The organism is Mesorhizobium sp. M7A.F.Ca.CA.002.15.2.1, from assembly GCF_003998715.1.
Taxonomy (GTDB): Bacteria; Pseudomonadota; Alphaproteobacteria; order Rhizobiales; family Rhizobiaceae; genus Mesorhizobium; species Mesorhizobium ciceri.
Genome location: NZ_RZPI01000014.1, coordinates 1 through 23,706 on the forward strand (window position 1 = coordinate 1; position 23,706 = coordinate 23,706).

Annotated in this window: 22 protein-coding genes, 1 tRNA gene and 1 pseudogene; 10 read left to right on the forward strand and 14 right to left on the reverse strand. The window is 61.1% G+C overall.

Annotation, left to right across the window (positions count from 1 at the left end):
- Nucleotides 1–744 (forward strand): AAA family ATPase (locus ENZ74_RS01955; protein WP_164760937.1); only part of this gene is annotated, 744 nt, incomplete at its 5' end.
- Between the two features lie 263 nt (nt 745–1,007).
- Here the strand turns inward: ENZ74_RS01955 and ENZ74_RS01960 are convergent.
- From ENZ74_RS01960 to ENZ74_RS01980, 5 genes are all read right to left on the reverse strand, one after another.
- Entirely contained in the window at nt 1,008–1,223 is a 216-nt protein-coding gene (locus tag ENZ74_RS01960) for a hypothetical protein (RefSeq protein ID WP_082826424.1), read from the reverse strand.
- A 180-nt stretch (nt 1,224–1,403) separates the two neighbouring features.
- Nucleotides 1,404–1,772: a hypothetical protein gene (locus tag ENZ74_RS01965; RefSeq protein ID WP_013532752.1), complete on the reverse strand. Its 369-nt coding sequence runs from the start codon at nt 1,770–1,772 to the stop codon at nt 1,404–1,406.
- A 92-nt stretch (nt 1,773–1,864) separates the two neighbouring features.
- On the reverse strand, nt 1,865–2,746 hold the full coding sequence (locus tag ENZ74_RS01970) for a hypothetical protein (protein WP_013532751.1): 882 nt from the start codon (nt 2,744–2,746) through the stop codon (nt 1,865–1,867).
- A gap of 75 nt (nt 2,747–2,821) precedes the next feature.
- Nucleotides 2,822–4,024: an alpha-2,8-polysialyltransferase family protein gene (locus ENZ74_RS01975; RefSeq protein ID WP_244514274.1), complete on the reverse strand. Its 1,203-nt coding sequence runs from the start codon at nt 4,022–4,024 to the stop codon at nt 2,822–2,824.
- 761 nt (nt 4,025–4,785) lie between these two features.
- Nucleotides 4,786–6,423, reverse strand: a complete 1,638-nt coding sequence (locus tag ENZ74_RS01980; RefSeq protein WP_013532749.1) for an ABC transporter substrate-binding protein — start codon at nt 6,421–6,423, stop codon at nt 4,786–4,788.
- Nucleotides 6,424–6,551: 128 nt separating this feature from the next.
- Between ENZ74_RS01980 and ENZ74_RS01985 the strand changes: the two genes are divergently transcribed.
- Nucleotides 6,552–7,451: a LysR family transcriptional regulator gene (locus ENZ74_RS01985; protein WP_013532748.1), complete on the forward strand. Its 900-nt coding sequence runs from the start codon at nt 6,552–6,554 to the stop codon at nt 7,449–7,451.
- An 86-nt stretch (nt 7,452–7,537) separates the two neighbouring features.
- Here the strand turns inward: ENZ74_RS01985 and ENZ74_RS01990 are convergent, their stop codons facing one another.
- From ENZ74_RS01990 to ENZ74_RS02005, 4 genes are all read right to left on the reverse strand, one after another.
- The gene (locus ENZ74_RS01990) at nt 7,538–8,410 is read right to left on the reverse strand and encodes a phytanoyl-CoA dioxygenase family protein (RefSeq protein ID WP_164745819.1); all 873 of its coding nucleotides are present in this window, start codon (nt 8,408–8,410) and stop codon (nt 7,538–7,540) included.
- Nucleotides 8,411–8,578: 168 nt separating this feature from the next.
- Entirely contained in the window at nt 8,579–10,669 is a 2,091-nt protein-coding gene (locus ENZ74_RS01995; protein WP_013532746.1) for a glycosyltransferase family 25 protein, read from the reverse strand.
- A gap of 221 nt (nt 10,670–10,890) precedes the next feature.
- Nucleotides 10,891–10,965 (reverse strand) — tRNA-Gln (locus ENZ74_RS02000).
- Nucleotides 10,966–11,092: 127 nt separating this feature from the next.
- Entirely contained in the window at nt 11,093–11,437 is a 345-nt protein-coding gene (locus tag ENZ74_RS02005; protein ID WP_013532745.1) for a VOC family protein, read from the reverse strand.
- Nucleotides 11,438–11,659: 222 nt separating this feature from the next.
- Here ENZ74_RS02005 and ppdK point away from each other — a divergent pair, with 222 nt between their 5' ends.
- From ppdK to ENZ74_RS02020, 3 genes are all read left to right on the forward strand, one after another.
- The gene (gene ppdK / locus ENZ74_RS02010) at nt 11,660–14,338 is read left to right on the forward strand and encodes a pyruvate, phosphate dikinase (RefSeq protein WP_013532744.1); all 2,679 of its coding nucleotides are present in this window, start codon (nt 11,660–11,662) and stop codon (nt 14,336–14,338) included.
- A 118-nt stretch (nt 14,339–14,456) separates the two neighbouring features.
- Nucleotides 14,457–15,560: a glycosyltransferase family 9 protein gene (locus tag ENZ74_RS02015; RefSeq protein ID WP_013532743.1), complete on the forward strand. Its 1,104-nt coding sequence runs from the start codon at nt 14,457–14,459 to the stop codon at nt 15,558–15,560.
- A gap of 168 nt (nt 15,561–15,728) precedes the next feature.
- A complete protein-coding gene (locus ENZ74_RS02020) occupies nt 15,729–16,469 on the forward strand; it encodes a polysaccharide deacetylase family protein (RefSeq protein WP_013532742.1) in 741 nt (246 codons plus the stop codon).
- A gap of 35 nt (nt 16,470–16,504) precedes the next feature.
- Here ENZ74_RS02020 and ENZ74_RS02025 read toward each other — a convergent pair whose 3' ends face one another.
- Together ENZ74_RS02025 and ENZ74_RS02030 are read right to left on the reverse strand one after the other, a co-directional pair.
- Nucleotides 16,505–16,894 (reverse strand): DUF427 domain-containing protein, encoded by a 390-nt coding sequence (locus ENZ74_RS02025; protein WP_013532741.1) that lies wholly within the window; start codon nt 16,892–16,894, stop codon nt 16,505–16,507.
- 147 nt (nt 16,895–17,041) lie between these two features.
- On the reverse strand, nt 17,042–17,398 hold the full coding sequence (locus ENZ74_RS02030) for a hypothetical protein (protein WP_013532740.1): 357 nt from the start codon (nt 17,396–17,398) through the stop codon (nt 17,042–17,044).
- Between the two features lie 182 nt (nt 17,399–17,580).
- On the opposite strand from ENZ74_RS02030, the gene ENZ74_RS02035 reads away from it, so the two are divergent.
- Together ENZ74_RS02035 and ENZ74_RS02040 are read left to right on the forward strand one after the other, a co-directional pair.
- Nucleotides 17,581–19,209, forward strand: coding sequence for a fatty-acid--CoA ligase (locus ENZ74_RS02035; protein WP_063167687.1), 1,629 nt, complete (start codon nt 17,581–17,583; stop codon nt 19,207–19,209).
- 80 nt (nt 19,210–19,289) lie between these two features.
- The gene (locus ENZ74_RS02040) at nt 19,290–20,075 is read left to right on the forward strand and encodes a DUF1499 domain-containing protein (protein WP_013532738.1); all 786 of its coding nucleotides are present in this window, start codon (nt 19,290–19,292) and stop codon (nt 20,073–20,075) included.
- Nucleotides 20,076–20,106: 31 nt separating this feature from the next.
- Here the strand turns inward: ENZ74_RS02040 and ENZ74_RS02045 are convergent, their stop codons facing one another.
- On the reverse strand, nt 20,107–21,015 hold the full coding sequence (locus ENZ74_RS02045) for an MBL fold metallo-hydrolase (RefSeq protein WP_013532737.1): 909 nt from the start codon (nt 21,013–21,015) through the stop codon (nt 20,107–20,109).
- A gap of 117 nt (nt 21,016–21,132) precedes the next feature.
- On the opposite strand from ENZ74_RS02045, the gene ENZ74_RS02050 reads away from it, so the two are divergent.
- Nucleotides 21,133–21,723, forward strand: a complete 591-nt coding sequence (locus ENZ74_RS02050) for a biotin transporter BioY (RefSeq protein WP_027164125.1) — start codon at nt 21,133–21,135, stop codon at nt 21,721–21,723.
- Nucleotides 21,724–21,815: 92 nt separating this feature from the next.
- Here ENZ74_RS02050 and ENZ74_RS02055 read toward each other — a convergent pair whose 3' ends face one another.
- A complete protein-coding gene (locus ENZ74_RS02055) occupies nt 21,816–22,328 on the reverse strand; it encodes a hypothetical protein (protein WP_244514275.1) in 513 nt (170 codons plus the stop codon).
- A gap of 6 nt (nt 22,329–22,334) precedes the next feature.
- Nucleotides 22,335–22,388: pseudogene (locus tag ENZ74_RS35780) on the reverse strand (Fic family protein); the annotation flags it as partial.
- 482 nt (nt 22,389–22,870) lie between these two features.
- Between ENZ74_RS35780 and ENZ74_RS34330 the strand changes: the two are divergent.
- Both ENZ74_RS34330 and ENZ74_RS02060 read left to right on the forward strand, forming a co-directional pair.
- On the forward strand, nt 22,871–23,023 hold the full coding sequence (locus ENZ74_RS34330) for a hypothetical protein (RefSeq protein WP_158515784.1): 153 nt from the start codon (nt 22,871–22,873) through the stop codon (nt 23,021–23,023).
- Nucleotides 23,023–23,706: NAD-dependent epimerase/dehydratase family protein (locus tag ENZ74_RS02060; protein WP_127312651.1), on the forward strand; the 684-nt coding region annotated here is incomplete at its 3' end. The genes ENZ74_RS34330 and ENZ74_RS02060, both read left to right, overlap by 1 nt.

Below are 23,706 nucleotides of genomic sequence, written 5' to 3' on the forward strand. Positions count from 1 at the left end.
CTGAACACACCGCCGCATGTGGTTATTCGCCATACCGGTCTGGAGGCTGACAGCCCGATGCCTGAGATGCCCGAGATCGAGCGTCAGCTGGACCGGCTGAAGATCGAGCGCGAACGGCTGGGCGCCGTCAATCTGCGCGCAGAGGAAGAGCAGAAGGAGCTTTCCGACCGGCTGGAGGCGATCGTGTCGGAGCGCGAGGACATCATCGAGGCGATCCGCAAGCTCAGGCAGGCGATCCAGAGCCTCAACCGCGAAGGCCGCGAGCGGCTGCTTGCCGCCTTCGATGTCGTCAACGGCCATTTCCAGCGGCTGTTCTCGCATCTGTTCGGCGGCGGCACGGCGGAATTGCAGCTGATCGAATCCGACGATCCGCTCGAGGCCGGCCTCGAAATCCTGGCCCGCCCGCCCGGCAAGAAGCCGCAGACCATGACGCTGCTGTCGGGCGGCGAGCAGGCGTTGACGGCGATGTCGCTGATCTTCGCGGTGTTCCTGACCAATCCGGCGCCGATCTGCGTGCTCGACGAAGTCGACGCCCCGCTCGACGACCACAATGTCGAGCGCTTCTGCAACCTGATGGACGAAATGGCCGCCACCACCGAGACGCGCTTCGTCATCATCACCCACAATCCCATCACCATGGCGCGCATGAACCGGCTGTTCGGCGTCACCATGGCCGAACAGGGCGTCAGCCAATTGGTGTCGGTCGACCTGCAGGCGGCCGAGGCCATGCGCGAGGCAAGCTGACCCAGGTCAGCGCTGGCTGGAATGGGCCGCACCGGAGCAATTTCAGGAAAAGGGTGCAAGCGGTTCTCGCTCGGCAAAAAATGTCAGGGCCGCGGACTGTGCCTGTGCGAATGATGTTTGGCCGGGGACCAGACGAAATAGAGCGAGCCCAGTTTCAGCACAGGCACCCTGTGATCCCGCTCGCGATCACGCAGTTCCCGGTAGGTCTTCACCTTCAGTGTGCCCCCCGGCAATCTGATTCGCAAAGCCATGATGCATAGAGCTTACGTGCTTTCTCCAGACGATGGAAGATTCATTTCAAGTTCCTCATCAGTATTCGAGCTCCTGGAGGGGCGATCAGGAATTGTACTGGGCCACCAGATGACGAAATATTTGCCAAACTGCCAGACCGGGACTTCGCCCTTGTACTCTCGCCGCCGCAACTCATAACGTTGCTTGACCTTCAATACACCGCCCGGAAGCCTGATCTTGATCGTCATCGTCCCTCAATACTGATGGCGCACTTCCTGGGTGCCGCGCCCAAAATATCTGTCCGGCCAAGTTAGAAAAATCGCTCACTCTCGGATCGGATCGTTGCAATCCGATTTCGCTGAGTCAATGGAGCCGAGGGCGAACTCCTGTGGCTATCGGCGCCGTGCAGATAAGGCTTGAGAGCGGGCTCAACCTCTGCGCCGCAAGATCCAGTTCACACAGATCACGGCCACGAGGCCACATGCGATGCCGGCGCAATCGGCAAACCAGTCGAACACATCCAGATCGCGCCGTATCAGCGCCGTGCCCTGCAGGACCTCGATCGCCGCTCCAATCATGGCCAGGAAGACGATTAGTCTTGCTTTTCGATCGGGCCAGCCGAGCCCTCCAAGGAAAGTCATGACGGCAAAGGCGCTGGCGTGGTTCAGCTTGTCGGAACGGAAACCGATATCGATCCCGTACTCTTCAAGTCGGGGTATAGGCAGCAGTGCAAGGGCAAGAACAGCGGCAAGCGTGGCGAAAAAGGCGATCCGTTCGACGGCTGGATAAAATCTCATTCTGTTCCAATCTTTGCCTAGCCGCCGGGAAAGTCGAATCCGGCTCGGTATTGGCAGTTCAGGCTGAAACTCGGATCGACGGCGTTGTTCTTCTAAAGCCGCAATTTTTGCTTGAGCTTTTTCAGCCAGGTCTGTTCCGCCTCATCCTGATTTTGATGCGCCGGGACGTAGCGCGGCCGTATCTTTTTTCCTTTGATGTAGAATGGCTTTTCGACTTCTCCAACCAGATTGACGAAAAGCCGGGATTTGTTGGTGGGTTGGCGGACTGTGACGCCGTGGACCGATTCAATCGAGTTGATGAACAATACAAGAATGTTCTTGTCGTATTGAACTGTTTCGACGCATTCCAAATGGGTGTCGTCGACATAGGCATCATTGAAGAGTGTCGCTTTGGCTTTCAGCGTGGCGTATTTGGACTGGAAACGACTAATTGTCAGGTCCCCGCCAACGGCATCATAATCTTCCGGCCTCATATAAAACAGGCCAGAAAATAGCTTGTCGCCATTGTCGATGTGGCTTGTCCGCACCGAGCCGGCATTGGTCACCGGCGTGTTCCCGCTGAGCATCGCATCCATCAGTATGTCGCGTGTTGCATAGGTGTCACTAAACCTGATGCCCGCTTTCATATTCTTGAGGCGTTCATAATTGGGGTAATAATCAGGGTAAAGCTTGTGAATATCGTCATAGAACAGGTCGGCGACCTCGCCGAAAAATGCTTGCGATACATGGTAGGCGATAAAATCGCGCCATATTTGCGGCACGGCTTCGTTCGACCGAACGCGGTGGGCCTCATAATCCCACCTGGTGTTGTTGCGGCGTGTATCGATTTCGAGCGTTTCCGGAGCGGGAAACGTGCCGGCCAATTCCTGGTAGAGATCGAGGGGAAGGGCGTCAGGCAGGATGATGTGTGGAAACGGCTCCGATCGAACGTCGGCCTTGGTGGCTCGTTGAAGGACTGAAAGCGGCTTTGACATCGATGGTGTCCCAGATCGAGTTTGTCCGAATTTGGACAGCGAGGATCGTGTTCAACCTGTTCGGGTTACCGCCTTTCAACGGATCCCTTTCTGCGTCTCGTTCAAAGATTGGAGCGTTGAAAAGGGCTCCGCATGGGCTTTTACCATTTCGCTCATTAGAATATCCGCGCCAGTCATGAGGGGGACCAGGGTTTCCGCAAATGTGTATGTTTTGATGCCGTAAAGCCACTTCAGGTAAAGAAGGGCAGCTGACGTGCCGGAGACGCAGCCAACGATGTTCATTCGGGATACGACAAGCTCTATCGGATATATGTGTGGCAGGTTAGCTTCCATGATCCTGGTGTTGGCGTCGGCCGTCACATTGCCAACTGCATCCAGCAATTCGGGGAAGAAGGGCTTGCTTATTCTGGGATGTTCCTTCCAGACGACGTCGTATCCCCTCTCGACGATCTGCTCCGCAATTCGTCTATAGATCGCCGCCTCTTGCGCGTACGACATTATGCGGTTTCGCGACAATGCCTGGCCGAGCAGCAGGATCCGTGGGTTGGCTGACGCACGGCAATGTTCATCGCCGCCGGAAAGCGCATCCCTGCAGGCTTCACCTATTACGTCGCGCATCAGCGAAGCGCCGACCTGAAATCTTGGTACGTTCTCCAGTGCATCGTGAATGGGGATTTCGTGAAGCAAAGAATAAAACTTCGTCACCCGTCTCAGATGGTGTCTTTCTATCCTGTCGGCCGCTTTCCTCAATCGGAACGCCGGTGAAATTGTAGAGAGTCCTGCAATCAAGACCGCGGTGATGCGTCGTCGAAACCTTGTGCCCGGCGGCCGTGACATGGTTGCCATCTCGAATGGAAGGTATGACGTCAAGCCATCCTCATACAAAACGATCTTGGCTTCAGGGTATGAATCCAGCAGTATTTTTTCCGACGGCCGGTTAACGAAGCAGGCCCAGATTTCAGCTACGGAACTCGCGTCGAGACCAATTGTGTCTCGGATCAGACGATGGATCCGGAAAATTTGCAGTTGCCCATATTTACGCTCGGACGTCAGAAGGTCGTACGCCCATATGATCCGTCTCCAGGTCCATACTTTAGACGCAAGTTCAGCAAGACCGGTCTTGAAATGCTCGGAAACGCCGGCCGTTTCATAAAGCAGGAGATAGTCCTCATGCTCCTGATCCGCCGGGGAGCTTCCATCCATTGTTGATTGGCGAAGTGAGGCAACCAGGCTGAGCAATTGCCAGCTGCCAAAGACGCAGCATATTCGAGCTGGCAATTTAAGATCTCCAGATCGGATGGAAATAACGCTGCATGTTCCGCGATCTCAACCGCAAAATTGCTTCATATCCGACAGGCCGTGTGGCTCGGGGCGTCCCACCCGCTTCGTAATACTGCCTATCGCGTCGGTAGGAAATATCTTTCAGACGGCGGGTCTAACGTCCAAGACAGGCTAGAGTTCCGCACAATAGGCAGGCGAATTCACTTCAACTGAGCGGCAGAGACCTGTCGAGATCCGGCAATAGCACCCGGTGCGGCAGACCGCTCATGCGGTCGTCTTGCTGCTTCGGGTCCCTCTCGGCACCAAGAGCACGAATTCTCCCGGTTCTCGGGAAGGTCGTTGCCCGGGAAAGCGGGTTTCGCTTCCCCCAGTCAAAAGTAAGCTCCAGCCATGAACCGGAGCTAGATGATGACAGAGGCAGAAACCAGAATGTTTCACACACTTGATGTGCCAGCCGGTCCGGTGTGGCGGCCTGCAATCCCGGCCGACCTGACAAGGCAGGGCATGTGTGGGCGCATCTGCGCATCATGCCCGATACAAAGCCCGCACTGCCCCTCGAACGCCCTTGAGGCCGACGCTTCGGCGCAACGTCCCCGGTGAGCAGGCCAGAGCAATTCTAGGAAAAGTGTGAAGCGGTTTTCCGGCCAAAATTGCCTCAAAACAAAGAGTTAGAGCAGCTCGCCGTTTCCGTGAAACGGTGAACTGCTCTGAGGGCGGCGCCGGAAAATGCGCCGCCCTGTCGGAGGGGTCGTCCGCGATCAGGCGGCGAGCCAGGCCCGTGTGAAATCCTGCTCATAGGCCTGGTGCATCTGGTAGCCCATCAAGGAAGGTTTCATATGGCAGAACAGCTTTCGCCAGTAAGGCTGAACGATGATGCCGGAATCCTGCAGCATGACCTGGAGTTCCTTCATTACCACACGGCGCTGCTCCGGATCGGCGATGGAATTGGCCTTGTGGACCTTGGCATCGAAGTCTGGATCGGCGAACCCCGTCTCGTTCCATGCCGAACCGGTCTGATAGGCAAGCGCATAGGTCTGGATGCCGAGCGGTCGGGCGTTCCAATTGGTCGTCGCGAAGGGATACTTCGTCCAGTGGTTCCAGAACGCCGATTCCGGGATGACGGTGCGTTTCACCTTGAAGCCGGCGTCGCGCATCTGCTGGGCGACGGCATCGGAGCTTTCCTTGCGGTAGTCGGCTTCGACCGAGATCAGATCGAACTCGAAATCGAGCTGGCCGGCTTCCTCGAGCAATGCCCTGGCCCGGGCCGGATCACGTTTGATCGGCGGCAGGTCGGCGTGTTCGGGATGCATCGGTCCGACATGATCGTTCTGCGCGACGATGCCCATGCCGTCGGCGCCCAGTTGCAGCACCGCTTCGTTGTCGACCGCAAGCTGTATGGCGTTGCGCACGCGCTTGTCGTCATAGGGTTTGGCGTTGACGTTGCAGCGCGAGACCAGGGTGGCGGCAGTGACGATCTCGCTTTTCTTCAGGCCCAGCCTGTCGAGCATGGCGACGTCATAGGACTGCGTCTGGCCGTTCAGGTCGATCTCACCGGATTCGAAAGCGGAGACGGTGGCGGCCGAGTCGGTGCCGTAGTCGGTCCAGTCGATGCCGTCGAGGAACACCTCGCCGCCCCACCACGACCCGTCCGGCCGCTTGCGCACCGAGGCAGCAACGCCGACATCGAGTTTTTTAAGCTCGAATGGACCCGTGGAAACGGGGTTGGCCGACAGTGGCGCTGCCTTCGGATTGAACGTGCGGTGGACGATCAATGCCGGGTAGTCGGTCATCGCAGGGATAATGGTGATGTCGGGCTGCGACAGTTTCAGGACCAGGGTGTGGTCGTCGCGAACCTCGATGGCACCAGTGCGCGCCACCTTGGTGTCGGGATCGATCAGGGCGGTCATGCGCCCCGCCATCGAGTTGCCGGCGGCATCCTTCTCACACCAGCGCGTGATGTTGAAGGCGACATCCGTGGCGGTGAAATCGTCGCCGTTCGACCACTTCACCCCTGGGCGCACCTTGAGCACATATTCCGTGGCGTCCGCATTGATCTCCCAGCTCTGCAGCAGCACCGGCTCGAAGGTGAAATCCGGCTTCCAGCGCACCAGCGGTTCGAGAAACTGCATGGCGATGTTGCCCATCTGCGAAACCTTGAACTTGCGCGGGTCTTCCAGCTCCATCACCTGCATGGCAACACGCAGCACGCCGCCCTTTCTGGGTTGGGCGGCTTCCTCGGCCCGCGCCGGAACCGGTTGACCGATGAGCCCATAGGCAATCGCCGTGCTGGCGCCGAAGGCGCTGGCCAACGCCAGGAACTCGCGGCGGCCAAGCGCGCCGCTCTTCGCGCCTTTCGCAAATGTGCCGATCGCCGGATGAAGAGGTCTGGATGTCATATCGGTTCTCCCATTGTTGATTTTACGCCCAAATTCGGTGGAATGCCCTTGCCGCGTCGTTGCTGGGCGCTGTTTTCTACAAGACGCAGCGGATGGCGGCGGGGCCGCGACGGCGAGGGGAAGGCAAGATGAATCTTCTGACGGCGATGCGGGTGTTCGATCGGGTCTGCCTGCTGGGCAGCCTGTCGGCGGCGGCGCGCGATCTCAACATGTCGACGACGGCCGTCAGCCGCACCATCAAGGAACTGGAAGACGACCTCGGCGTCCGGCTCATCAATCGCACCACAAGGCGCCTCAGCCTCACAGAGGCGGGCCGCGACTATGCTCCGCGTGCCCGCATCCTGCTCGACGACATTTCCGAACTGCAGGATTCGACGCGCGGCCTTCACAAGGAGACGCGCGGCCTGATCCGGGTTTCCTGCTCCAATGTTCTGGGCCACACGCGCATAACCAAGCTGGTGCCGAAATTCCTCGAAGAGAACCCGCTCACCACGATCGAGTTCGACCTCACCGCGCGTTATGTCGTCGGCATTGTCGAGGAAGGCTACGATGTCGCCATCCGCTTCGGCGGTCAGGCCGATTCCGCCTTGATTGCCCGCCGGCTTGGGGAAGTTCGCAACTATGTCTGCGCCACGCCCGATTATTGGGACACAAACGGCCGCCCGGTCCACCCGGATGAGCTGGCAAGCCATTCCTGCGTGCTGAGCAATTTCGCCAAGCGGCTTGGCACATGGCCTTTCATCGGACCAGACGGCCCTTTCGATGCGGCTGTCGGCGGGCGCATCTCGACCAACAGCGTCGAGGCCGCCTACCAGATGACCACCGCCGGTTTCGGCATCGGCAATCTGCCCAGCCTGCTGGTCGATGCTGCGATCAGCGACGGCCGGTTGGAAGTGCAGCTGGATGAGTTTCGCCCCGGCTCCAGCCCGATCTACGCACTCTATCCGCACCGCACCTATATTGCGGCCAAGGTGCGCGCGTTCGTCGATTTCCTGATCCGCGAACTGTCGGCCGACTTCACCGCCTGAAATGCTGCCCGATTGCCGGCCAACGCCGTCAGGGGCCTGGCGCGAACGCCAGGCCCCTGCTGCCCCCGTCGCCCGACGCGGCAGCGTCATTTCCACCAGGCGGTGGTGTCGTACATCGGTCCCGGCTCCTCGAAGAGCTTTTCGTATTTGCACAGTGCCGGCGTCTTGCCGAGCGGCACCGAAACACCGTCCCTGAACGCCCATTCGCCACGTTGCGTCGTATCCGCCCGCACATAGCTGGACAGTGCAAAGGCGCGGTCGTGCTGTGACCTGTTGGGCGAGGAGCCGTGCACGGTGAGCAGCCCCCATAAAGCAAGATCGCCCGGCTCCAGCACCAGCGGAACGATGGTCGCCGGGTCGATGCCGACCTTGCGCAACTCTTCTTCGGCGGTCAGACCCTTCATCAGCTCGCCGGTTCCCTCGTCCGACAGGCCGAGATAGCCGAGCTTGTGGCTGCCGGGCACGACCTGAAGACAGCCATTGTCCAGCGTCGCCCGATCGACCGCGAGGCCTGTTGTCACGGTGGCGTCGGCGACATTGTCGAAGGCGGCCTGGTTACGGAAGCGCAGATCCTGGTGGAAGCGATAACCCGTGACATTGGCGCCGGGCGGCTTCCAGTGCAGCTGTTGGGCGATCTGTTTTATGTCGCGGCCGATCAGACCCTCGAGCAGCTTCAGATAGTCGGGATTGCGGCGGAACTGCTCGAAATAGGAATTGATCCAGGAAAACCAGTAAGCCTGCAGCACATATCGTTGGCCAAAGTCCGATTCAGGCAGGATCTGGAAATTCAGGTTGCCGTGCCGGAAAGTGGCGTGATGCTTGAGGCCATCGGCATAGACCGCATCGGTTTCCTTCTTCAGCCGGATCATCTCGTCGCCGTCGACGAATTGTCGAACGACCGCATATCCTTCCTCGCGGTACTGCTCCACCGCTTCGCGTGCCTGCCTGTCCGTCAGCATATCCGTGACAACCCCCGTCTGTGATCTGTGTCGATCGTAACAAACGGGTTGCCGGCGATAAGCCGTGGATTTTGGCATCGACTTTCCCGATTATCGGGAAATTGAGCGGGGCCTCAAAGGTGCATTGGCCGCAACCGGCTGATCAGATACGTGCTGCGCCGGCAGGCCCTAAAAATAGGTTCGCGGCGCGACAAGGTTCTTCTGCTGGCGAACATAAAAACAATAGAAGCCGAACGCCGCGGCAAACCACATGAAGGCCTCACCCATGGCCAGCCGGTTGTTGGAATTGGTAAGGATGCTGAGGGCGAAGAAAACCAGTGTGGAGATGTAACAGGACCATGCGGCCGGAGCGACAAGCTTGGCTCGCATGGCCAGCAGAACCTGCCTGGCCGACCAGGTGTAGAGAAAGGCAAAGAACGCCAGTCCGACCACACCATAGCGCACGACAATTTCCAGATAACCATTGTGGAAGACGTTTAAGATCATGGGATGATAGGTTCTGTTCTCCCACTCGGTCAGCCAGCTGGAACTGGCTCCGAAGATCGGGTGGCGTTTCCAGATATCGATCGCATCCGCCCACAGCATCAGCCTTTCCTTGGCTGCAAGCGGAACCGCATCGCTCGCGATGGCGCGGTCGAATGCGGGAAGGACGCCATGCCTGAACACATCCGGAACCAGGGTTTTGACGAAGGTCATGGTGTCGCCGGCGGTGGACGAGAAGATGTTGTGTGTTGCGACAATGCCGGCCGCCACGATCGCCAGCACGCCACCCGAAACCAACAGTTCGCGGCGATGGCCTCTCGCCAGGGTCATGACCGTCAACAGGAGCAGCGCAAGCGCAAGCGCAAGCCACACGCCCTTTGACCGCATCTCGATGATATTGACGACGGCAAGCAGCAGGACGGCTGTCGACAGCGCCCAATAAAGGTTCTTGGTTGCTTTCCCGAGGTCCGTTCTCTGGGCCGTGTAAGCCATGAATTGCAGCGTGCAGAGGAAGATGAAACCGGCCGCCACCGACGCGTGGATGGGATTGTTGAAAAGCCACGGGGCCGGTTGGATATCCTGAAACATGTTCGAACAGGCGGTGTCCGCCGCCAGGAAGACAAGACTGAGGATCATGAACCAGAGGACCAGCCGTGCGGGCTGCCTGACAAACAGCAGAAAGGCGAATCCGGTCGTCGCATAGAACAGCGGAAACATGTAAATGCCTTCGGCGCCACCCAACTGGTGGGTGCCGAAATAGACGATCGCCAGTCGGATGAAGACATAGAGCGACCAGCCCAGACACAGGAAGCCGACCCAACCGATCAGTGGTTTGCTGTAGGTCCACAAATCCACCCTGAACCAGCGGATGACCGCGACCAGGGCCAGCGCCAGGCCCGCATAGCGGTAGGTGTCTGCCTCGCGCCACACCGCGGAAACCATGGCGAGAACGGCGAGTGCCGCAAGCAACAGAAGCAAGGTGTGGCGCGGCGCGTTGTCCTTGGCATAGTCCAGGGTATCTCGCGGCAAAGGGGGCCGCAGCAGGACGTGATGCAGGCGGCGCAGCTCGTCACTGGCCCGCAACACCCCGGCACGTAGCCGGCTCGGCCCCCCCAACCTTGCGGATTTGTAGCTTCCCGAGGGACCGGCTATGCCGGAGATCTCGCTGCTGGCGGCGAAGCCAAGCACGTTTTGGCGGGCCGAATAGACCTTCAGACCGGTATCCCAAAAGCGTTCGAGCGCGACGTCCCATGGCATTTTCATGACGGCGAGCGCCGACAACAGACCCTGCGCGCCCTCCCGCGTCACCAGATAGGCGGCGGCCGAGCCTTGCGGGCCATGCAGCGCACGACCGATCTCGTCGCCTTCCGCCGTCTCGACGGCGCGCATGAAGAAGCTGATGCGATGGTTGATCAGTTTGATGACGTCGAAATCCGGCACCGCCGCGATGACGGCCTCGATGCGCCGCATGGTGTCTTCGCTGAAGAGGACGTCGTCCTCGACGATCAGGCCATGGGCGCTGCCACCGGCCACGAACGTTTCCAGCGCCTGGATATGGCTGCGGTAACAGGCATATTCGCCGGAAAGGATGTCGCGCCCGCTCAGCTTGCGTGCGGCTGGCAGATCGATCTCCGTCCAGGCCTCTTTGGCAAGCGCATGGCCGTCGACGGCGGCAATGCGCTGCAAGGTCAGGCCTGCCGCTTCGGCGCTGGCGAGCAATTCGCTCCAGCGCTGGGTCTCGCGATCGAGGTTGATGGCGAAGATAGGAAGGTTCATTGAAGTTCCATGTTGAGCCGCCACCCACCCGGCCGACCTATGTATGGAAAGAAGGAGATGTTCAAGGCGACACTATCCAGATCATGTGCAAGACCTGAATTTGCCGCGACGGCTTTGGCTCATCTGAATTTATGACACAATCGAACTGTTAGCCGATCGGCTTCATGGAAGATCGCAAAGGTACTCTCGGTCCTAAGTGTCCGGAACGGACCTGAGCGGGATGGCTGGGGCGCCAGGATTCGAACCTGGGAATGTCGGTACCAAAAACCGATGCCTTACCACTTGGCGACGCCCCAATTGCCGTCAGAGTCGCTTGTGCGGCGCGTTATTAGCAGAGCAGCCAAAAAGCACAATGCCCCATGAATGGTGGTGAGAACGCCTGTTTGGGCAGCAAAAGCAACGCCACCAGACGGCACCAGCTGGCTATTCGGACCACACCGCCATCTCGTTGCCGGCCGGATCGGCAAAGTGGAAACGGCGGCCGCCAGGGAACGCGAAGATCGGTTTGACGACCGTGCCGCCGGCGTTTTCGACAGCCTCGAGGGTCGCCTCCAGATCCCTGCTGTACAGCACCGGCAGCGGCTTCGATGGCGCTTCGGCGGCGTCGGCCTGAAAACCCCCGTCCAGGCCTTCGGCAAAGGCCGAATAGGTCGGCCCATAGTCAGTGAACGACCAGGCAAAGGCGGAACTGTAGAAGGCCTTCAGCCGGTCCAGCGTTCCGCCCGTAGCCGGCATTTCCAGATAGTCGAGTTTTCCGGACAGTTTCATAGCCACCTCTTTGTTCACTGTATGTTCTACTCCAGAATCCCCGGCATAGCAAACCTTTTTGCCGCATCCTGAGGCACGGCTTTGCTTAATCGATTGTAGTGGCCGGGCGGCTTTGCCGACGCCTTGCCTTTCGCACTGCAGCATCATATCGCTCCAAGGGCGGACCGGCGGAACTTTCCGTTTCGCCAATCTTTCCAATCTCCTGCAACCGGAGAGCGATGCATGACCAAATGGGTTTTCACCTTTGGCGATGGTGCGGCGGAGGGCCGTGCCAGCGACAAGAATCTCCTGGGCGGCAAAGGCGCCAACCTAGCCGAGATGTGCAGCCTGGGGCTGCCGGTGCCGCCGGGCTTCACCATCACCACGGAGGTCTGCAACGCCTACTACGCCAACGGCCGTATTTATCCGGCCGGGTTGGAAGCCGATGTCGCGGTCGCGCTCGATCACATCGGCCGGCTGACCGGTCGTCGGTTCGGCGACCCGTCGAAACTGCTGCTGGTGTCGGTGCGTTCTGGCGCTCGCGCCTCGATGCCCGGCATGATGGACACCGTCCTCAATCTCGGCCTGAACGACGAGACGGTCGAGGCGCTGGCCGCCGATTCCGGCGATGCGCGCTTTGCCTATGACAGCTACCGCCGCTTCATCCAGATGTATTCCGATGTCGTCATGGGTCTCGACCACGAAGTGTTCGAGGAAATCCTGGAGGACCAGAAGGGCGGGCTCGGGCACGAGCTCGACACCGAACTGACGGCGCTCGAATGGCAGGGCGTCATCGCGCTCTACAAGGCCAAAGTCGAGGAAGAGCTTGGCAGGCCGTTTCCGCAGGATCCGCATGAGCAGCTCTGGGGCGCGATATCAGCCGTGTTCTCGAGCTGGATGAACAACCGCGCCATCACCTATCGCCGCCTGCACGATATTCCCGAAAGCTGGGGCACGGCGGTCAACGTCCAGGCCATGGTGTTCGGCAATATGGGCGAAACCTCGGCCACCGGCGTTGCCTTCACGCGCAACCCATCGACCGGCGAAAAGATGCTCTATGGCGAGTTCCTGGTGAACGCGCAGGGCGAGGACGTCGTTGCCGGCATCCGCACGCCGCAGAACATCACCGAAGCGGCGCGTATCGCAGCAGGCTCGGACAAGCCGTCGCTGCAGAAGCTGATGCCTGACGCGTTCCAGTCCTTCGTCACCATCTCCGATAGTCTGGAGAAGCACTACCGCGACATGCAGGATCTCGAATTCACCATCGAGCGCGGCAAATTGTGGATGCTGCAGACCCGCTCCGGCAAGCGCACCGCCAAGGCGGCGCTGAAAATTGCCGTCGAGATGGCGCGCGACAGGCTCATCACGAAAGAGGAAGCCGTTGCCCGTATCGACCCGGCCTCGCTCGACCAGTTGCTGCATCCCACCATCGACCCCAAGGCCGCGCGCGACGTCATCGGCATCGGACTGCCGGCCTCGCCCGGTGCCGCTACCGGCGAGATCGTCTTTTCCTCAGCTGACGCCGAGGACTTGAAGACACAAGGGCGCAAGGCGATCCTAGTGCGCATCGAGACCAGTCCCGAAGACATCCACGGCATGCATGCGGCGGAAGGCATCCTGACCACGCGCGGCGGCATGACCAGCCACGCCGCGGTGGTGGCGCGCGGCATGGGCAAGCCTTGCGTCTCGGGTGCCGGCTCGCTGCGCGTCGACTATAGGGCCGGCACGCTGCTCTCGATGGGGCAGACCTTCCGCAAAGGCGACATCATCACCATCGATGGCGGCAACGGCCAGGTGCTGAAGGGCGCGGTTGCCATGCTGCAGCCTGAACTGTCAGGCGATTTTGCCGCCATCATGGAATGGGCGGACGCGGTGCGGCGCATGAAGGTGCGCACCAATGCCGAAACACCGCTCGATGCGCGCATGGCGCGCTCCTTCGGCGCCGAAGGCATCGGGCTTTGCCGCACGGAGCACATGTTCTTCGACGGCGACCGCATCGTCGCCATGCGCGAGATGATCCTGGCCGACACCGAAAAGGACCGGCGCGCCGCACTCGCCAAGCTTCTGCCCATGCAGCGCTCGGATTTCCTCGAACTGTTCGAGATCATGGCCGGCCTGCCGGTGACGATCCGACTGCTCGATCCGCCGCTGCACGAATTCCTCCCCAAGACCGAGGCTGAAATCGCCGAGGTCGCCGCCGCCATGAACGTGTCGCCCGACAAGCTCAGGCAGCGCACCGAGGCACTGCACGAGTTCAACCCGATGCTCGGCCATCGTGGCTGCCGCCTGGCCGTCTCCTACCCCGAGATCGCCGAGATGCAGGCACGGGCCATTTTCGAGGCGGCCGTGGAGGCCGGCAGGAAGGCCGGCGCCCTGGTGGTCCCCGAGATCATGGTGCCGCTCGTCGGCCTGGTGAAGGAACTCGACTACGTCAAGGCGCGCATCGATGCGGTTGCCAAGAGCGTCATGGAGGAAACCGGGGTCAAGATCGACTATCTCACTGGCACGATGATCGAGCTTCCCCGCGCCGCCATCCGCGCGCATGTCATTGCAGAATCAGCCGAATTCTTCTCCTTCGGCACCAACGACCTGACCCAGACGACCTTCGGCATCTCGCGCGACGATGCGGCCTCGTTCCTGGAAACCTACCGCCAGAAGGGCATTATCGATCAGGACCCGTTCGTCTCGCTCGACATCGAGGGCGTCGGCGAACTGGTGCGCATGGCCGCGCAAAAGGGCAAGGCGACGCGGCCCGACATCAAGCTCGGCATCTGCGGCGAACATGGCGGCGATCCGGCCTCGATCCGCTTTTGCGAAGAGGTCGGCCTCGACTACGTGTCCTGTTCGCCCTATCGCGTGCCGATCGCCAGGCTGGCGGCAGCGCAGGCAGCGGTGCTGGTTGCGAAAACAGGCCGCGGATAGGATCCATCCAGCTTACCGTTTTGTAAGACAATTCACGCGAACGTGCTGGCCGCGCCGCGTAATCTCGACATTGTTCCTGCCCAATTTGCGGCCATCCGCAAATTGCTCCCGGAAACAGATGCTGCAGATCTCTCCCGCGCCGCTCCGCTCGATCCTGGTCATTCAAACCAAGTTCATAGGAGATCTCGTCCTCGCCTCGGCGCTCGCCAAGAACCTGCGGCTCGAATTCCCCGGCGCCAGCATCGTCTTTCTGTGCGAGGCCCGCTTCGAGAGCTTCGTGATCGCCCATGGTATCGCTTCCGAGGTGGTCGCATTCAGGCGCGACCGCATGCGCGGCACGCCCTTGGAGCGCGGGAAGGAGCTCTACGCCATGGTGCGGGCGTTGCGCCGCTTCCGCTTCGACCTGACCATCGACCTGACCGATTCGAAGACGTCGCGCATCCTCACCGGGCTCGTCCACGCAAAGACCCGTGTCGGATACAATCCCTCCGAAAGACCCTTGCGTATGCTGGAGCGGCAGCCCGCCAACGTCCTTGCCAAGCCCTACGGCTTTGATGGCCAGCATTTCCTGTACCGCTACCTCTCGCCGCTCGAAGCGCTCGGCATTGAACTTCGCACGGTGATTCCGAACCTTCAGCCGCTGCCATTGGAGATGGCGAAAGCATTGGCGCTCCTGGATAAACACCATCTGCGGCCAAATGCCTTCATCGCCGTGCATGCGGGTGCAAGCTTCGAGGGGCGACGTTGGCAGCCGGAGCGGTTTGCAGCAGCGATCGTCGAGATTGCCGGCGAGACCGGCCTGGACGTCGTCCTGGTGGGCGGCCCGGACGAGCGCGAGATCGCCGAACGCATCGTCGCCAGGACCGCGCCGCCGGTCGTCAATCTCGTCGGTGACCTGTCGCTTGAAAGCCTGCTGGCGGTGCTGAAACAGGCCCGGCTGTTTCTCGGCAATGAGAGCGGCCCGATGCACATGGCGGCAGCCACTGGGACCCCGGTTGTCGGGCTGTTCGGTCTGACGGAGCCGTCGCGCTGGGGTCCCGTCGGCGTGCCCAGCATCTCGCTCCAGCCGCCGATGCCTTGCGCCTGCATGGCCGAGGACCTTTGCCGCGCGCCGGATCCCAGCAAGGCATGCTGCGTCTGGGGCCTGGAAGTCAAGCCGGTGGTCGACGCGGTGCGCGAGGTTCTTTCGCGCACCGAAATGCAGCTGGAATGCGTCATCTGAGATCATGGGTCGCATGCACGACTCTCGACGCGGTGGAATGACCCCTTCGCCACAGGCACGGTCACATTGTCGCGTGGAGCGCTTTTCTGCTATGCATCATCCTGATTTCCGCCTTCATGCGGGTCTTTGGGATGCCTGCTTGAAATGACGGGTCAGGAAATCGGTTTGATGCGCCTGCTGCAAAAAAATCTCTGGATGATCGCCATGTCGTTGGCGATGGCATCCGCCGGCCATGCCGCGCCGCTCGTCGAGCCGACGCTGCACATCAGGCCGCAGGCGAGCGGCGCCGGCCGTGTGGCACTCACGCTCGATGCCTGCGGCGGACAGACCGACAGCCGGATCCTTTCGGCGCTGGTGGACAACAAGATCCCCGCCACCATTTTCGTGACCGGCATCTGGCTGAAGCGAAACGCCGCCGCCGTCGAGATCATGCGGGCGCATCCCGATCTGTTCGAACTGGAAAATCACGGCGGTCACCACATCCCGGCGGTCGACACGCCGCGGAAAATCTACGGCATCCGCAGCGCCGGCAGCCCGGATGCGGTGCTGGCCGAGGTCGAATCGGGGGCCGCCGCTCTTGCCGGGACCGGCGAGCCGGCGCCGAAATGGTTTCGTGGCGCAACCGCCGAATACAGCCCGTCGGCAATCGCCATGATCCGCAAGCTTGGCTTCAAGGTCGCGGGATTCTCGATAAACGGCGACGGCGGCTCCTTGCTCGGCGCCAAGGAAACCGCGCGGCGCATCGCGGCGGCCAAGGACGGCGACGTCATTATCTCGCATATCAACCAGCCGACCCATGCGGCAGGCGAAGGCGTGGTGCAGGGGCTGCTGGCGCTCAAGGCCAAGGGCTTGACCTTTGTGCGGCTCGACGATGCCGAGGGCATCGGCAATAACGGCACCACGGAGTGAGTGGCCAGCCGAGCGTATCCCGCTTCGGCGTTGGCTCAGTCCGGTTTGGCTTCGATCGTGACCTTGCTGGCGTAGAATGCGCCGTGGTTGCCGATTTCAGCCATCTCGTCGAAAGGCCGTTCATAGGCCCACATGGCGTTCTGGCCGGTCTCGCCGGCAGGCAGCACGCTCCAATAGCTTGCATCGCCCTTGTAGGGGCAATGGGTCGAGTGGTCGGTGCGGCCAAGCTTGCCGAAATCGATGTCGGCGAACGGAATGTAGAAGGCCGCCGGATAGGGAGCTTCGGTCAGCACCTTGGCCTTCGCTGTTGAAGCGATGACCACGTCTCCGGCGCGCACGGTAACGGTGCCGGCATAGGGCTCGATGGTGATGATTTTGTCCGGGTTGCGTTGGAAACCGGGTGCGGGGTTGGCGATCTGATCCATGCGGCGGCTCTCCTTGCGTCGACTTTGAGATGTGTCGCGCAAACGCATTGTTCAAGGCCTGCCGTCGCCATGCAACACGCAAACACCTGCCCAGGCCGGCACTGCCGGATCGCGCCTCCGAATATCCTCGATACTTGTCGTCAGCTGTCAGGCAGCGGCCTTGAACACGTCCATGAGACCCGCATAGGCGGCAGCAATACCGGCGACCGGGTTGCTGCTTCTCGATACGGTCTCGACCTTCAGGGAACCACCGCCGGTCGGCAAGGTGAGCAGCAGGAACTGGCGGTTTCCGCCATCGCCGACTGACGCGGCTGCGACGTGCTGGTCCTCGCCCTGGTTCTGGACGCACATCTTGAACAGCAACGTGCCGCCGACCGCTTCCAGCGCGCCGCCGACAACTTCAACAAATTCATCTTCGGAAACAGTCTTTGTGTCCGGCACCAGATCGGCCAGACTTTCGGCAAGCGTACTCTCGAGAGCCTTGTCGTCGAGCTGCGCGTCCATGCGAACCTCTTTCAGTCGCCAATCGCACCCCTTTGCCCGTTAACGAAGCTTAACGCCGACGATGGCCGGATTGTGGCGGTTGTTCCCAATGCAGTGCTCGGCCGTATTGGCGGCTGGACAATCCGTCGGTTCGCTCCACAATGGGACAAAAAGCACAACGCAAAAGCGTGAGGGAGGACCGAATGCTGGGACTGATGCAGGAATGGCCGCTGCTTTGCCATAAGCTCATCGACAATGCCGAGCGGCAGCATGGCATGCGCGAGATCGTGTCACGCTCGATCGAAGGGCCGATCGTGCGCACCACCTACGCCGACATCCATCGTCGCGCCCTGAAGGTCGCCCAGCGGCTGGAGCGCGACGGCTATGGGTTGGGCGACCGCATCGCGACGCTGGCCTGGAACACCGCCCGCCACATCGAGGCCTGGTACGGCATCATGGGCATCGGCGCCATCTACCACACGCTCAATCCGCGGCTGTTTCCCGAGCAGATCGTCTGGATCATGAACCATGCCGAGGACAAGGCAGTCTTCGTCGACCTGACTTTCGTGCCGCTGCTCGAGAAGATCGCCGGCGCCGTCAAGTCGCTGAAACAGGTGATCGTGCTGACCGACAAGGCACACATGCCGCAGACGACGTTGCCCAATGTGGTCGCCTATGAAGAGTGGCTTGACGAGGCGGATGGCGACTTCGCCTGGAAGACCTTCGACGAAAGCACCGCCGCAGGCATGTGTTACACCTCCGGGACCACGGGCGATCCCAAGGGCGTCGTCTACAGCCACCGTTCGAACGTGCTGCACGCCATGATCGCCGCCATGCCCGACGCCATGGGGTTGTCGTCGCGCGACACGATCCTGCCTGTCGTGCCGATGTTTCACGCCAATGCCTGGGGCCTTGGCCAGAGCGGGCCGATGATCGGCGCCAAGCTGGTCATGCCCGGCTGCAAGATGGACGGCGCCTCGATCTATGAACTGCTCGATACCGAGAAGGTGACCTTCAGTGCGGCCGTGCCGACCGTCTGGATGATGCTGCTGCAGCATCTGGAGGAGACCGGCAAGAAGCTTCCCTATCTCAATAAGGTCGTCATCGGCGGCTCGTCCTGCCCGCGCGCGATCATGACGAAGTTTCAGCAGAACTACGATGTCCAGGTCATCCATGCCTGGGGCATGACCGAAATGTCGCCGCTCGGCACGCTGTGCACCCTGAAGCCGGACTATGCTGGTCTTGAGGGCGAAGCCCGGCTCGATGTCCAGCAGAAACAGGGCTATCCGCCGTTCGGCGTCGAAATGAAGGTGACCGACGACGACAACAATGCGCAACCCTGGGACGGCAAGACATTTGGCCGCCTGAAAGTGCGTGGGCCGGCCGTTGCCCGTGCCTATTATGGCGGCGCCGGCGTGGAGCAGTTCGACGGGGACGGCTGGTTCGATACCGGCGACGTCGCCCACATCGACGCGGGCGGCTATATGCAGATCACCGATCGTGCCAAGGACGTCATCAAGTCCGGCGGCGAATGGATTTCGACCATCGACCTCGAGAACCTGGCTGTCGGTCACCCCGATGTCGCCGAGGCGGCAGCCATCGGCGTCCACCATTCGAAATGGGGCGAACGGCCGCTGCTGGTCGTCGTCCGCAAACCGGGCAAGGAACCGAGCAAGGCTGATATTCTCGACTTCATGGACGGCAAGGTGGCCAAATGGTGGATGCCGGACGATGTCGCCTTCGTCGGTGAAATTCCGCACACCGCCACCGGCAAGATCCAGAAGATCACCTTGCGCCAGCAGTTCAAGGATTATCGCCTGCCGACGGATTGACGCGATGTCGCATGTTTCGGCTTCATGGCATCGCAAAAAGGTTCTAAGTCTCCGTTCGGGTTGGGGTGGTGCGGCAATCGATGGCAAGTATTCCTGAACGGCAAACGTCGAGGGCGGCCGGATGGTCGCGGCGCACGGCCGCTTTTTCGTTGGTGCTGCTGCTGACGGTCTTTGTCGGCCATCGCTTCGATCTCGTCGAAACACCTGTCTTTCTGTGGGTGCTCGGCATTGTCGCGCTGCTGGCGGCGATGGCGCTGTTGTTTGCCGGGTTTGCCTTTTCGCGGCTCTGGAATTTCGGCGACCGCGGCGGTCGCGACCTGACGGTCGGCGCGCTGCTGGCGCTGCTGGTGCTCGCACCCTACGGCGTCGCCGCCTACTGGGCGACGATCTATCCGCCGCTCAGGGACATCTCGACGGATTTCGACGAACCGCCGGCGCTCGACGTGAGCGACCGCAAGAAGGATATGAACGTGCTTGCGCCGTCGACGCCTGGGGAACAGCGGCTGCAGACCGATAGCTATCCGCTGGTCAGCGCACGCAGCTACGACCTGCCGTTCGAGACTGTCGTCAATGCCGTCGAAACCGTACTCGACCGGCGCGACTGGGATCTATCGGAACCCTATCCTGATCTCGCCGGGCAAAGCGAGGTGACCATCACCGCCGTCGCCAAGGGCTTCGTGATCGGCCTTCCCGCCGATGTGGCGATCCGCGTGACGGACGATGGCGATACGGTCATCGTCGACATGCGGTCGGCGTCCCGCTACGGTCGCTACGACCTTGGCGACAATGCCGCGCGTATTGTCGATTTCCTTGCCGAGCTCGACCAGGAAGTCGCCGGTCAGGTTGGCGCCGCGCCGGCCGAGTGAGGCACGGGCACTTGGCAGTGGGCTGCGTTGCCTATCCGGCCGGCGTGAAAATGCCGTCGATGGCCGGTGCGGCATCGGTCACAACCAGACCGCGCGCCGTCAGATCCTCGAGATGGGCAAGCACCGACAATCCGGCGGCGCCATGCAGCCGCGGATCGGTATCCCTGTAGATCGCCCTGACCATGTCGGGAATCGTCCGGTCGCCTTCTCTGACCCGCTCCAGGATGGCTCGCTCGCGCATCTTGCGGTGCGTCTTCAGCCCGCGCATGAAAGCGCGCGGTGCCGTCACCGGCCCGCCATGTCCGGGCAGCAGCAAGCGGTCCTCGCGGTCGATTAGACGGTCCAGCGAGGCCATGTAATCGGCCATCGCTCCATCCGGCGGGGCGACGATGGAGGTTGCCCAGGCCATGACATGATCGGCCGAAAACAGGATGCCGGTTCCTTCCAGCGCGAATGCCGCATGATTGGCGGTGTGGCCCGGGGTCAGAACCGTCCTGATCGACCAGCCGTCGCCATCGACCGCCTCGCCGTCGGAAAGGGCGATGTCGGGAACGAAAGCCATGTCTGCACTGGCGTCGAGCGCATTGGTCTCGCCGATGTGCAGGGCTCTTGCCGGCCGGTGCGGCCCCTCGGCCAGCACGATGGCGCCGGTGCGCTCTTTCAGCCGGGCCGCCAGCGGGGAGTGGTCGCGATGCGTATGGCTGACGAAGATATGGCTGACTGGCCGGCCTGCGATCACTTCGAGCAGGGTCCGCAGATGCGCCTCGTCATGCGGCCCCGGATCGATCACCGCCAGCGTATCGCGGCCAATTATGTAGCTGTTGGTGCCGTGAAAGGTGAAAGGGCTTGGATTGCGGGCCGTGATGCGCTGGACATCGGGCGCGACGCTCACCCCCTGGCCATAGAGGGGGTCGAAGCCGGTCTCGAACTTCAGTGCCATGCATCGGTGCCTTGTTTGGGGAAACGGCAAAACCGATTGCCGCATAACACGCAAGCCAATATAGGAGGATGTGAGGCCGCGAACATCTGGTAGCGGCAATCGGATTGGGGAAATACCATGGCAATTGCAACTACGATGCGTCCGCTTGTTTCTCTGGCTCTGCCGCAAAGCGGCGCGGCGCGGCTGGCAACGCAGCTTTTCCTGGCCATCGCCGGAACGCTTGTGCTGACACTGTCGGCCAAGACCAAGGTGATGCTCGGGCCGGTCGACATTTCGATGCAGACGCTGGCCGTGCTGCTGATTGCCGCCGCTTTCGGCATGCGTCTCGGCGTCGCCACCCTGCTGCTCTACATGGCCGAGGGCGCCATGGGCTTCCCCGTCTTCCAGAGCACGCCTGAAAAGGGTCTCGGCATTGCCTACATGCTCGGCTCGACCGGCGGCTATCTCGCCGGCTTCGTGGTCATGGCGGCCATTGTCGGCTGGGCGGCGGATCGCGGCTGGGACCGCCATCCGATCAAGCTTTTCAACGCCATGCTGGTTGGCGAAGTCGTCATGATGGCGATGGGCTTTGCCTGGCTGGCGCTGCTCATCGGTCCGGAAAAGTCGTGGCAGTTCGGCGTCGTGCCGTTCATCGTCGGCGACCTGATCAAGGTGGCTCTCGCGGCAAGCCTGGTGCCGGCCGTCTGGACGCTGCTCAAGCGCGGCTGAAGCCCGAGCAGACCAGCGGCTTGAGCAATCAAGCCTTGGCTGGCGTGGGGTGATTGGCGGATTTCAGCGTGGCGTCTGCCAAGTAATCACACTTAGGTTTCTGGAAACAGCTTCGGAAACAGTGAATCCAATGCGTTGGCCGGAAAGCGTATCGACACCGGACCTTTGGGTGTTTCCGACGCCAACAGACCGAGCGCGATCACCTCATTGAACACGCGACGCGCCGTGCGTTCGGGTAGTCCGCTAATGCGAGACGCTTCGCCGCGTTCAAATTCGCCGCGCATTAGCGCTTCCTCCAGGAGGCGGGCGGCTTCGGGTTTGAGGCCACTGCGCTCGACGTAGCGACGCAGCCGCTTCGCGAGCGTGTCGAGATCGAACAAGCCGGTCATAAAGTTCACCTGATCGATGCACACCTGCATGAACCATAGCGTAAAGTCGCCGAGTGCGCGCTCGGAGAGGTTGCCCCGTCCGTCGAGATCACCCTGGCGGGGCATATCGGCATGATCCATCATGCGCTTGTAGTCCGTGCGGCTTTTCACGCCGCGCGCTAGACCGCGTGAGATCGACCACAGCCCGTGCGCGGCGATCCCAGCCTCATGGGCCATGGCGTGGCTCATCAAACGGCTGACGCGGCCATTGCCGTCGGGGAACGGGTGAATGTAGTTGAAACGCTTTCTTCCATGTCTGGCCGATCTTGGCTTCTGCTAAATACGTAATTATAAAGATATATTTCGAATTTGCCCGGATGTTTGGCCGATCTTATGGCCGATGATCGGTACCCTCCGCCGGCCATACGCATCTGATTAGGTTGCCGTCCCGACGACACCAACATACAGCTGCTTCGGAACGCAATATCTCCGCTCTCTAGATCGATCTGTCTCGGCTCCCAGGCGACTTGCCAAGGGGTTGATCGCCGAAGCGGTGCTGGAAATTACATCGCATTATTGGCCCTATCGTTCGGCGTTGGTGCGTTGCAGACGGTATCTTTTCAATCGCATAAAGCAATGCTGTTGATCAAAAGTTCCCGCACTGTTGATCCGAGAAATAGATGCTTGCTGGAGCAGCCGCGCTGTCGTAGCTCTTGGTCGTTGGCAGTCGGATTCTGGTGATGGGGGTGGCCTTTGAGGAAAATGTCCGGACCTGAGGAATGAAGGACATTGACGTCGTTATCGTGGCCGTCGGCCACAGGCAGTTCCGCGCTCTGGGCGTCGACGGCCTGCAGGCTCTTTGCAAGACCCCCGGCGTCATTTACGACATCAAGGGTCTGTTTCCCAGGCATGTCACGGATGGGCGCTTCTGATGAAGGTTCTGGTCACCGGCGCGGCCGGCTTCATAGGGTATCACGTAGCCAAGCGGCTGCTGGAGCGCGGTGACGAGGTCGTCGGCATCGACAACGTCAACGACTACTACGATCCGGAAATCAAGGAGGCGAGACTGCGGCTCCTGGACGAGGCGAGCCGCAAGACCAATGCCGGCTACCATTTCATCCGCGGCAATCTCGCCGACAAGAGCGTGGTCGACGCCTGCTTTGCCGACCACGCATTCGACCGGGTGATCCATCTCGCCGCCCAGGCAGGGGTTCGCTACAGCCTGGAAAACCCGCACGCCTATGTCGAAAGCAACATCATCGCCTACACCAACATGCTGGAGGCCTGCCGCAACAGCGCCGTCGCGCACCTGACCTATGCCAGCACCTCGAGTGTCTACGGCGCCAACACCGACATGCCGTTTTCCGAGCATCGTCCGGCCGACCACCCGCTGCAGTTCTACGCCGCGACCAAGCGCGCCAACGAGCTGATGGCGCACAGCTACAGCCATCTGTTCGGGCTGCCGACGACCGGGCTTCGCTTCTTCACCGTCTATGGCCCCTGGGGGCGCCCGGACATGGCGCTGTTCCTGTTCACCAAAAACATCCTTGCTGGCGAGCCGATCAAACTGTTCAACAACGGCAACCACACGCGCGACTTCACCTATGTCGACGAC